General features: G+C 65.8%; 7 protein-coding genes. 5 read left to right on the top strand and 2 right to left on the bottom strand.

Features of this window, described 5'->3' with window-relative positions; genetic code table 11:
- Positions 1 to 12: 12 nt before the first annotated feature.
- The gene (mnmA, locus tag SR3_RS16900; RefSeq protein ID WP_068088740.1) at positions 13 to 1164 is read right to left on the bottom strand and encodes a tRNA 2-thiouridine(34) synthase MnmA; all 1152 of its coding nucleotides are present in this window, start codon (positions 1162 to 1164) and stop codon (positions 13 to 15) included.
- A 195-nt stretch (positions 1165 to 1359) separates the two neighbouring features.
- On the opposite strand from mnmA, the gene SR3_RS16895 reads away from it, so the two are divergent.
- From SR3_RS16895 to SR3_RS16875, 5 genes are all read left to right on the top strand, one after another.
- The gene (locus SR3_RS16895; RefSeq protein WP_068088728.1) at positions 1360 to 1800 is read left to right on the top strand and encodes a hypothetical protein; all 441 of its coding nucleotides are present in this window, start codon (positions 1360 to 1362) and stop codon (positions 1798 to 1800) included.
- The gene (gene sciP, locus SR3_RS16890) at positions 1797 to 2096 is read left to right on the top strand and encodes a CtrA inhibitor SciP (protein WP_068088725.1); all 300 of its coding nucleotides are present in this window, start codon (positions 1797 to 1799) and stop codon (positions 2094 to 2096) included. The genes SR3_RS16895 and sciP overlap by 4 nt, the downstream gene beginning before the upstream one ends.
- A gap of 205 nt (positions 2097 to 2301) precedes the next feature.
- Positions 2302 to 3477, top strand: coding sequence for an efflux RND transporter periplasmic adaptor subunit (locus SR3_RS16885; protein ID WP_068088722.1), 1176 nt, complete (start codon positions 2302 to 2304; stop codon positions 3475 to 3477).
- Entirely contained in the window at positions 3474 to 6734 is a 3261-nt protein-coding gene (locus SR3_RS16880; RefSeq protein WP_084455651.1) for an efflux RND transporter permease subunit, read from the top strand. The genes SR3_RS16885 and SR3_RS16880 overlap by 4 nt, the downstream gene beginning before the upstream one ends.
- Positions 6735 to 6766: 32 nt before the next feature.
- Positions 6767 to 7978, top strand: coding sequence for a DUF445 domain-containing protein (locus SR3_RS16875; RefSeq protein WP_068088718.1), 1212 nt, complete (start codon positions 6767 to 6769; stop codon positions 7976 to 7978).
- Between the two features lie 353 nt (positions 7979 to 8331).
- On the opposite strand, the gene SR3_RS16870 is transcribed toward SR3_RS16875, so the two are convergent.
- Positions 8332 to 9264, bottom strand: a complete 933-nt coding sequence (locus SR3_RS16870) for an electron transfer flavoprotein subunit alpha/FixB family protein (RefSeq protein ID WP_068088715.1) — start codon at positions 9262 to 9264, stop codon at positions 8332 to 8334.

The raw sequence follows: 9264 nt of genomic DNA, 5'->3' as shown, positions 1-9264 counted from the left end.
CATCTCATCCCTTCAGGCCTTCATCGTCTCATCGATCCAGCCACCACCGACGACCCGGTCCCCGGCATAGATCACCGCCGCCTGCCCCGGCGCCACGCCATATTCGGGCGTCTGGAAACGGATCACCGTATCGGCGCTATCGCCCAGAGGCCCTTCCAGCACCACCGGCACCGGCTTGGCCAGAGACCGCACCTTGGCGGTCAGGGCCACGCCCTCGGGCAGAGGGCCGATGCGGTTGGTTTCCGTAATCCGCGCCGCGCCAACCGCCAGCATCGCGCGCGGGCCGACCAGCACCTGCGACTGGGCCGCATCGATGCCAACCACGTAGAGCGGTTCGGCCTGGCCGCCGATTTCCAGACCCCGGCGCTGGCCCACGGTGTAGTGGATCACGCCCTTGTGCTGGCCCAGCGTCGCGCCCGTTTCCGCATGGACGATCGCGCCGCCGGTATCGGCATCGGGGCGGATGCGGCGCACGACGCTGGCGTAATCGCCATCGGGCACGAAGCAGATGTCCTGCGAATCCGGCTTGGCGGCGACGCGCAGGCCGAACTGCTCCGCCAGATCGCGGACCTGCGTTTTCGGCAGGCCCCCCAGCGGGAAGCGCAGATAGTCCAGCTGCGCCTGCGTGGTGGCGTAGAGAAAATACGACTGGTCGCGCGCGGGATCGAGCGCGCGGTGCAGCTCGGACCCGCCAGGGCCCATCACGCGGCGCACATAGTGGCCGGTGGCGAGGCAGTCGGCGCCAAGGTCGCGGGCCATGGCGAAAAGGTCGGTGAACTTGGGCCCCATGTTGCAGCGGATGCAGGGGATGGGGGTGCGCCCCTCCATATAGTCATTGGCGAAACCCTCCACCACCGACTCGCGGAAGGAGGATTCGTGGTCGAAAACATAATGCGCGATGCCCAGGCGATCGGCGACGGCGCGGGCGTCGCGGATGTCGTCGCCGGCGCAGCAGGCGCCCTTGCGTTTCACCGCCTCGCCATGGTCGTAGAGCTGCAGGGTGATGCCGATCACCTCCGCCCCGCTTTGCGCGGCCAAAGCGGCCACCACCGAGGAATCGACTCCGCCTGACATGGCCACGACGATGCGGCGCGCGTTAAACGGCTGGGAAAGCTGGAAAATCTCGCCATGGTCGAGCGTGATGGTGCTGGTGGGGGCGTTCATGGCCGCCCCCATACACCCAAGCGGCATTTTTCGCAAAAAGCGGCGGTTTTCTGCCGGAAATGACGGCCAGGCGGCAGGGGAATGCCGCCAAATCTTGCCGTCTGGTAGGGAAGGTTGTCCGGCGTTAACCATTCTCAAACAAGTGTAAAGCGCGCCTTGACCTCGTCTTTACCAAGGCAGGTTAGAAGGCTGCCTATGGATATGACATTCGATTCCAAAACATGGGCGGAACTGTCCGGTGATTCGGGTCTGGGGCGCCGCCTCTTTCCCGCTCGCCTCGACTGGTCGGAGCTGGCCGCGCGGCTGGCGGCGGCCCATGCTTTTCAGCGCCACGGCGGCGTGGAGGCCGAGCTGCGCGGCGGAGACGGGGCCTTCATGTTCCCGCCCGCCTCGGGCAGTTTTCATGAACCGACGGCGCGGGTGCTGGCAGGGTTTAACACTGAATCAGCGGTGGGGCCCCCCGGCTGGAGCGAGACGGCGGCTAACCGGCTGACAGGGAACGCAGCCCTGGGCCGGGAGGAGGGAAAAGTGTCACAGACCGTTAACCCTACCTCTTCAGCCGATCGCAAAAACACATCTGGCAAAGATATGACTGTTGCCGGCCTCTTCCCTTCCGGCAATCGAGGGTTGAAATGATCGAGAACCAAAAGATCCGCCCGGCCATGGTGATCGGGCCACTCGGCGAGCCGCTGACCATCGAGTCACTGCCGCCAGCATCGACCACGCGCTGGGTCGTACGCCGCAAGGCCGAGGTGGTGGCCGCCGTCAACGGCGGGCTGCTGACCATCGACGAGGTCTGTGAACGCTACAGCCTGACGCTGGAGGAATTCGCGTCCTGGCAGCGGGCGGTGGACCGTTCGGGCATGCAGGGCCTGCGCGTGACGCGCATCCAGCATTACCGCGATCTCTACGAACGCCAGCAGAAGTACTGAGCCCCTTTACCCAAAGGGAGGAACAGGCATGAGGCGGGTGCGGGGCGACAGGCCCCCGCGCCCGCCTCTTGCGTTTGGGAGCATTGCGAAAGGCGTTCATCGCGCTTGTCGCTAACCGCTTTACCTGAGTGACTTAGTCATGTAATACGCCCTGCAGTATGAAGGAAAGAATGGCCAAGCCCATCTTTCCGGGGGCGGTGCATCGATGAACGAATATTCCAGTGTTTCCTCACAAAGTGAATGGGATCAGGCCCAGCCGGCTGCCCGCAACTGGCGCATCTGGCTGGGTGGCGTGGCCGCCGTGGCGGTGCTAGGCGGGGCCTGGTGGGCGATGCATCGCACGCCTGCGGCGGCGGACAAGGGCGCTCAGGCCCCGGTCGTCACCGTGGTGATCCCGGGCCGCACCAGCGTGGCGGGCACGATCAACGCCACCGGCGTGCTGGCCGCCAAGCATGACATGCCCGTCGCCTCGGTGGGGGAAGGTGGCCAGGTCGCGCAGGTGCTGGTCAACGCCGGGGACTGGGTGAAGAAGGGCCAGCTGCTGGCGATCATCGACCGCTCGGTGCAGGCCGAGCAGGATGCCAACCAGCAGGCGCAGGTCCGGGTTTCCGAGGCTGACGCGCGGCTGGCCCAGTCCAATCTGGATCGCGCGCTGAAGCTGGTGGATCGCGGCTTCATCTCCAAGGCCAACATCGATCAGCTGACCGCCACGCGCGATGCCGCCAATGCCCGCGTCCGTGTCTCTCAGGCCAGCCTTGGCGAGACGCGCGCCCGCATCCGCCGGTTGAGCATCGTCGCGCCCTCCGACGGGCTGGTGCTGGACCGCATGGTCGAGCCCGGACAGGTGGTGGGCGGCGGCACCGGCACGCTGTTCCGCATCGCCGAGCATGGCGAGATGGAAATGCGCGCGCGCCTTTCCGAAAACGATCTGGCGCATCTGGCCGTTGGGCAGAGCGTGCAGGTGGTGCCCGCGGGCACCACGCAGAAGTTCACCGGCCATGTCTGGCAGGTCTCGCCGGTGATCGATCCGGCGACGCGGCAGGGGCTGGCGCGCATCCAGCTGGCCTATGATCCGGCGATCCGCCCGGGCGGCTTTGCCAGCGCGGGCATCCAGTCGGGCATGGTCGACGCGCCGGTGCTGCCGGAATCGGCGCTGCAGGCGGATAGCAACGGCAGTTTCGTTTACGTGATCGCGCCGGGCAACAAGGCCCAGCGCCGCGCCGTGACCATCGGGCTGATCACCGAGGGCGGCGTGACCATCGCCTCGGGCCTGCAGGGCACGGAGAAGGTGGTGATGCGCGCGGGGGCCTTCCTCAGCGCGGGCGAGACGGTGCAGCCGCAACTGGCGAAACAAGCCACTGGGCCGGGGGCTCTCAAGTGAACTTCCGCAACCTTTCGGCCTGGTGCATCCGCAACCCCATCGTGCCGATCGTGCTGTTCACCGGGCTGATGCTGATGGGGATCGTCAGCTTTTCCCGCATGGAAATCCAGCAGCAGCCGGACATCGAATTCCCCATCGTGATCGTCAAGATCAGCCAGCCGGGCGCCGCCCCGACAGAGGTCGAGACCCAGATCACCCAGCGGATCGAGGCGGCGGTCCGCTCGATCCCCGGCGTGGATTCGATCAGCTCCAACGCGTCCGAGGGCATGAGCAGCACGCAGGTGCAGTTCCAGCTGGGCGAGGACATCAACGCCGCCGTCTCCGAAGTGAAGAACATGGTCGACCAGACCCGCGGCAATCTGCCCGACGGGATCATGGAGCCGCAGATCTTCAAGGTGAACACCTCCAGCGAGCCGATCGCCTATTTCTCGGTCTCCGCCGACGACATGACTCAGGAGCAGCTTTCCTGGTTCATCGATGATTCGGTGGCCAAGCGCCTGCTGGGCGTGGAGGGCATGGCCGACGTAAAGCGCGAGGGCGGCGTGGATCGCGAGATTCTCGTCACGCTCGATCCGCTGCGGATGCAGGCCTTTGGCGTCACCGCGCCGCAGGTGAATCAGGCGCTGCGGGTGCTGAATCTGAATGCGGCGGGCGGGCGCGCGGAAATCGGCGGCACGCGCCAGTCGATGCGCGTGCTGGCCAATGCGCAGGACGCCTATGCCCTGTCGCAGACGCAGGTCTCGCTGGGCGGCGGGCGCATGGTGAAACTCTCCGACATCGCCACGGTGAAGGACAGTTTCGGCGAGATCGTCAGCCTGGCCAAGGTCGGCGGCAAGCCGGTGGTGCTGTTCTCGATCAGCCGCGCGCGCGGCGCCTCGGACGTGTCGGTCTATGACAATGCCGTCAAGGAGATCGGCAAGATCGAGGCCGAGAACCCCGGCGTGCATGTGAAGCTGCTCTTCACCACCGTCGACTACACCCGCAAGCAGTATGAAAGCTCGATCGATTCGATGATCGAGGGCGCGGTGCTGGCGGTGATCGTGGTGTTCTTCTTCCTGCGCGACTGGCGCGCCACGCTGGTCTCCGCCGTGGCGATCCCGCTCTCCGCCATCCCCACCTTCTGGTGCATGAAGGCGTGGTTCGGCTTTACGCTCAACAACATGTCGCTGCTGGCGCTGGGGCTGGTGGCGGGCGTGCTGGTCGACGACGCCATCGTCGAGATCGAGAACATCGTGCGCCATATGCGCATGGGCAAGACAGCGTGGCAGGCCTCCATCGATGCCGCCGACGAGATCGGGCTGGCCGTGGTGGCCACCACCTTCTCGATCGTGGCGGTGTTCCTGCCGGTGGGCATGATGCCCGGCGTGGCGGGGGCCTTCTTCAAGAATTTCGGCCTGACGGTGGTGATCTCGGTGCTGATGAGCCTTGCCGTGGCGCGCATGATCACGCCGATGATCGCGGCCTATGTGCTCAAACCCCATGGCACCAGCGACCATGGCGGCGGCGCGATGATGACGCGCTATCTGAAAATCCTGCTGTGGTCGCTCGATACGCGCAAGGCGCAAGCCCTGCGCGCAAGGGTGATGGACCTGCGGGGGCGGCTGACCTGGGGCACGCGGCTGAAGGCGCGGCTGCTCGACCATCGCGTGTGGATGATCGGCATCGCCGTGGTGGCGCTGCTGATGACCGTGGCCGGCATGATGATCCTGCCCAGCGAGATGTTCCCCGACGAAAACAGCGATTTCACCCAGCTGCGCGTCGAACTGGTGCCCGGCACCACCATCCCCCAGACCGAGGCGGTGGCCGAGCGCGTCGCCGCCTTCGTGGGTGAGCGGCCCGAGGTCGATCAGGTGCTGCAGGAGATTCAGGAAGCCCGCGCCGATCTGTTCATCACGCTGAAGAAGGATCGCAAGATCACCACCGCTCAGTTCGAGCGCGCCCTCACCCCGCCCTTGCAGCAGATCGCCGATGCGCGGGTGACCTTCCGCTCCTCCAGCAATCAGGGTTCGTCCTCGGGGCGGCCCATCGAGGTGATGCTCTCCTCCTCCGATCCGGTGAAGCTGGAAGCGGCGGCGGGCGCGCTGGTCGAGCAGATGAAAGGGCTGAAGGAAGTGGTCGCCCCGCGCATCAACGGCGATCTGCGGCGGCCCGAGGTGGTGATCACCCCGCGCCTCGATCTGGCGGCCAGCCTGGGGGTGACGACCTCATCCTTGAGCCAGGCCATCCGCATCGCCACCATTGGCGATATCGACCAGAATGCGGCGAAATTCTCGCTGTCCGACCGGCAGGTGCCGATCCGCGTGCGCATGCCCGAAAGCGCGCGCACCTCGCTCTCCAACATCACCAACATGCCGGTGCCGACCGCCAGCGGCGATTCGGTGCCCTTGAGCCGCGTGGCCGAGATCACCTTCGGTTCGGGCCCCACGACGATCCAGCGCTACAATCAGGCGCGGCGCGTCTTTATCTCCGCCGATCTGCCGCAAGGCGTCATCAAGAGCCAGGCGATGGACAAGGTCAACAAGCTGCCGGTGATGCTGCATCTGCCGCAAGGCGTGTCGAACACCCCCTTTGGCGGCGACAAGTGGCAGCAGGAGATGGTGATCAACTTCCAGTATGCGCTGGCGGCGGGCATCATGCTGGTCTTCTCGGTGCTGGTGCTGCTGTATCACCGTGTCGTCTCGCCGATGGTCAACATGGGATCGCTGTTTCTGGCGCCCCTTGGTGGCCTGATCGCGCTGGCCATTGCCGGGCAGCCGATCTCCATGTCGGTGTTCATCGGCATGCTGATGCTGTTCGGCATCGTGGCCAAGAACTCGATCCTGCTGATCGATTTCGCCATCGAGGAGATGGCCAGCGGCAAGCCCAAGTTCGAGGCCATCGTGGAGGCCGGGCACAAGCGCGCCCAGCCCATCGTGATGACCACCGTGGCGATGACGGCGGGCATGGTGCCCTCCGCGATCTCGCTGGGGGGCGACGGGGCGTGGCGCGCGCCGATGGGCACGGTGGTGATCGGCGGCCTGTGCCTCTCCACCCTGCTGACCCTGCTGATCGTGCCCGCCGCCTTCAGCCTTGCCGATGGGCTGGAAAAGCGGCTAGGCCCTGCCTTGCGTCGCCGTTTCCTCACCTATGATCCCTCACACCGTCAAGAAGGGCGGGGTGACGGAACCGGGGAGACGGCCAGGGATTTCCTGAAGGATATCACAGGCAAGGAGCCTTCCCCATCTCCCCAGTCCACCCCGCCGCTGCCCCATCCCTGACACCGCCTCCTGCTGCCGACAGCGGCAGGCGCATGCGGCAGGTGGCGGGCGGGCTGCTGGTGGTGATGGCCGCGCTGTTCCTCGCCTCGCGCCATCTGATGGGACAGGGCTATGCTGGCTGGGAATGGCCCCGCGCCTTTGCCGAGGCCGCCATGGTGGGCGCTCTGGCCGACTGGTTCGCGGTGACGGCCCTGTTCCGCCATCCGCTTGGCCTGCCGATTCCGCATACGGCGATCATCCCGGCCAACAAGGACCGGCTGGCCGATGCCATGGCCGGTTTCCTGCGGGTCTATTTCCTCAAGCCTCAGGTGGTGCTGCGGCGGCTGAAGGCGGTGAATTTCGCCGGGCTGGTCGGCAGTTTTCTGATCGACCCCAGCCGGGGCGGCCGGGCGCGTTTGCGGCAGGGCACGGCGGGGCTGCTGGGCGACATCCTCCATTCGCTGGCGGGCGAGCAGCTGGGCACGATGGTGAAAACCATGCTGCGCGGGCAGCTGGAGAAGCTCGATCTGGCGCCGCTGCTGGGGCAGTTGCTTTCGGCCGCGATTGAGGATGGTCGACACCGCCCGGTGATCGAGGCCGCGCTGCGCTGGGCCGGGCTGACGCTGGAGGACAATGAGGATCTGCTGCGCAAGATGATCCATGACCGCGCCAACACCATCCTGCGCTGGACCGGGCTGGATGAGACGCTGGCCAATGGCATCCTCGACGGGCTCTACAAGCTGCTGGCCGAATGCGTGGTCAATCCCGACCATCCCCTGCGCGCCCGGATGGAAGAGGCGCTGCGCCAGCTGGCCGAGGATCTGCTCCATGACCCGGCGATGCAGGCCCGGGTCGCGGGCATGAAGGATGAGGTGCTGGCCAATCCCGCCATGGCAGCGTGGTTCGATGCGCTGTGGCTGCGCGCGCGACAGGCGCTGCTGCATGCCGCCGAAAATCCCCAAGGCACGCTCTCCGGCGGGTTTGGCGCGAGTCTGGCCGAGATGGGCCAGTCGCTGACGGAGGATTCGCACCTGCAATGGATGGTCAACCGCCATGCGCGGCGCTTTCTGGCGGGGATCGCCACGCGTTATGGCGTCAGCATCGTCAGCCTGGTGTCCGATACGGTGAAACGTTGGGACACGCGCACCATCACCGCCCGCATGGAGGGCGCGGTGGGGCGCGATCTGCAATTTATCCGGATCAATGGCACGCTGGTCGGCGGGCTGGTGGGATTGGCCCTGCACGGGATCGATCGATTGATCTGATTGCAATTGAAAAGCCGGTTCCCGGGGCAGCCGGGTGACCAACCTGTGCAATCTTTCCATTCATCGCGTTTTCGGCATGCCTGACGCCATCGCCGCGCTGTTAATTTGCATTAAATGCAATCGCCTCGTCAGGAATCGCACTTGTCAGATAATTGGTCGTGGACTAACCAGTTCATGCCTTTCAGGCATCCTCTCCCAAACTTCTAAAGCCCGGCTCCGGTCGGGCTTTTTTTTGCCTGCCTTCCGCGTGACGTGCATCGCCCAAGAAAAAGGGGCTGACCCGGCAGCGCCGAACCCAACCCCTTTTTGCAAATCCTGCTTCGCCAGATGCTGCCACCCGGCTGGAAGGCAGCTTACAGCTTCGACACCAGTTCCGGCACCGCCGTGTAGAGATCGGCCACCAGACCCAGATCGGCGATCTGGAAGATGGGGGCGTCCTCGTCCTTGTTGATGGCGATGATGGTCTTGGAATCCTTCATGCCCGCCAGATGCTGGATCGCGCCGGAAATACCGACAGCAATATACACCTCAGGCGCGACGATCTTGCCGGTCTGGCCGACCTGATAGTCGTTGGGCACATAGCCGGCATCCACCGCGGCGCGCGAAGCGCCCACGCCCGCGCCCAGCTTGTCAGCCAGCGGGTAGATGGTGCTGGCGAAGGTCTCCGCATCCTTCAGGGCGCGACCGCCCGAGACCACCACGCGCGCGCTGGTCAGTTCGGGACGTTCGCTGGCGGCCACTTCGGCCCCCACGAAGCTGGAGAGGCCCGCATCGCCCGCGCCGCTGACCGGCGAGACAGCAGCGCTGCCGCCCGTGGCCGCCGCCTTGGCGAAACCGGTGGTGCGCGCGGTGATGACCAGCTTGGCATCGGTGCTTTCCACCGTGGCGATGGCATTGCCGGCATAGATCGGACGGGTGAAGGTCTTAGGGCCTTCCACCGTCAGAATGTCCGAGATCTGCGCCACATCGAGCAGCGCGGCGACGCGCGGCGCGATGTTCTTGCCATGCGAGGTGGCCGGGGCGACAAAAGCGTCGAAATCGCCCAGCAGCTGCACGATCAGCGGCGCGACATTCTCGGCCAGAGCGGCGCCATAGGCGGCATCGTCGGCCACCAGCACGGCATCCACGCCGGCGACCTGCTTGGCGGCCTCCGCAACAGCGGCAACGCCCGCGCCAGCCACCAGCAGCGTCACGCCACCCAGCTGGGCACCGGCGGTCACCGCATGCAGCGTGGCTTCCTTGAGGGTAGCATTGTCATGCTCGGCCCAAACCAGAACCTTCGTCAT

This window comes from Novosphingobium rosa NBRC 15208, assembly GCF_001598555.1.
Classification (GTDB): domain Bacteria; phylum Pseudomonadota; class Alphaproteobacteria; order Sphingomonadales; family Sphingomonadaceae; genus Novosphingobium; species Novosphingobium rosa.
This window is presented reverse-complemented; position numbering and strand designations above follow the sequence as displayed.

Excerpts from the sequence above, each read along its gene's own strand:
- mnmA (WP_068088740.1), bottom strand. The coding sequence starts at position 1,164 with ATGAACGCCCCCACCAGCACCATCACGCTCGACCATGGCGAGATTTTC.
- SR3_RS16895 (WP_068088728.1), top strand. The coding sequence starts at position 1,360 with ATGGATATGACATTCGATTCCAAAACATGGGCGGAACTGTCCGGTGAT.
- sciP (WP_068088725.1), top strand. The coding sequence starts at position 1,797 with ATGATCGAGAACCAAAAGATCCGCCCGGCCATGGTGATCGGGCCACTC.
- SR3_RS16885 (WP_068088722.1), top strand. The coding sequence starts at position 2,302 with ATGAACGAATATTCCAGTGTTTCCTCACAAAGTGAATGGGATCAGGCC.
- SR3_RS16875 (WP_068088718.1), top strand. The coding sequence starts at position 6,767 with ATGCGGCAGGTGGCGGGCGGGCTGCTGGTGGTGATGGCCGCGCTGTTC.
- SR3_RS16870 (WP_068088715.1), bottom strand. The coding sequence starts at position 9,264 with ATGACGAAGGTTCTGGTTTGGGCCGAGCATGACAATGCTACCCTCAAG.